This window comes from Mesorhizobium sp. M7A.F.Ca.MR.362.00.0.0, from assembly GCF_004023175.1.
GTDB lineage: Bacteria > Pseudomonadota > Alphaproteobacteria > Rhizobiales > Rhizobiaceae > Mesorhizobium.
The window spans coordinates 1-1,177 of record NZ_RZTF01000543.1 but is presented as its reverse complement, the minus strand read 5'-3'; the positions used below and the strand labels follow the sequence as shown (position 1 = coordinate 1,177).

1 protein-coding gene and 1 pseudogene (1 of these 2 cut by a window edge) are annotated in these 1,177 nt (G+C 60.2%); one reads left to right on the top strand and one right to left on the bottom strand.

All coding sequences use genetic code 11. The features are described 5' to 3' along the window. A pseudogene (locus tag EOC06_RS34795) lies at positions 1-328 on the bottom strand (alpha/beta hydrolase); it reaches 764 nt to the left of the window's first position. 434 nt (positions 329-762) lie between these two features. On the opposite strand from EOC06_RS34795, the gene EOC06_RS34790 reads away from it, so the two are divergent. Then, positions 763-1,177 (top strand): pyridoxal-phosphate dependent enzyme (locus EOC06_RS34790; RefSeq protein ID WP_128309940.1); only part of this gene is annotated, 415 nt, incomplete at its 3' end.

Here is a 1,177-nt window from a genome sequence, read left to right as displayed (position 1 = left end):
AGCCGACGACCTCGGAAGCCATGAAATATTTGGCCGGGTCATCCGACTTGCCGCGCGAGCGGCGCTCGATCTGGCCGGTCTTGTGAAGCCCCGGAACGGTGACGTTGACGCGGGCATAGTTCAGCGTCGCCGAGCGTTCGCCGTCGAAAACCTTGTTGGGATCGTCGGACTTCTTGCGCGTCGTGGCGATGAAGATCGAGTGGTTGCCGGCGATCTCCGTCACCGGCGCGGACACCATGGCGCTGCCCAGCAATTCCTGTGTTTGCTGGCCGGCGCAGCCGGCGACGAACAAGGCCAGGAGAACGGTAAAAATCTTCTTCAAAGGCACGCCTGAATTTCCAACTCCGGCCGAAAGGCCTGTCTATCCTCACGATACCTCCCGGACAGGCAGAGTGCGGCAGAACTAAGTCATGTCCAGTCGAAATGTGATCGGCGCCCCGCTGCGGCCATCGCAGTGTTGCGCGAAAGCCAAAATGGCGGCGTCGCCGCCGGCCTTCCAATTCCCGCAGAGATAGCGATTTTAAGCCGCCTGATGCCAGGGGCATGAGAATGTACCCACAAGTAACTGAAAATATTTCGCAAAGTTTCCGCTTGGAAGGACGTGAATGATGGACGATGGCGCCGCGTTGCCGGATATGCAATAGGCGAACTCGCGCCGCACCTGGTCCTGGCGCTCAACAGTTGGACGTGCGCGACCCGATCAAAGATAGAGGTCGGCGGACAGCGTGCAACACAAGGTGGCTTTCCCAAGGGTGGTTTCCGATGAACAGTTTCTCTTCCCGCGTTGCTGCCGCTGCCGCCGCGATCCGCCAGATCTTCCCTGAAACGCCGCTGCAGGAAAACGATTATCTGTCGAAAAAGACCGGTGCGCGGGTGCTGTTGAAGCGCGAGGACCTGTCGCCGGTCCGCTCCTACAAGATCCGCGGCGCCTTCAATTTCTTCCGCAAGACACTGGCGGCCGGCAACGAGGCTGAACTGTTCGTCTGCGCGTCCGCCGGCAACCACGCGCAGGGTTTTGCTTTCGTCTGCCGCCATTTCGGCAGGCGAGGCGTCGTGTTCATGCCGGTGACGACGCCGCAGCAGAAGATCGACAAGACCAAGCTGTTCGGCGGCGATTTCATCGAGATCAGGCTGGTCGGCGATTTCTTCGACGACTGCTATCGCGCGGCCCTGGGAA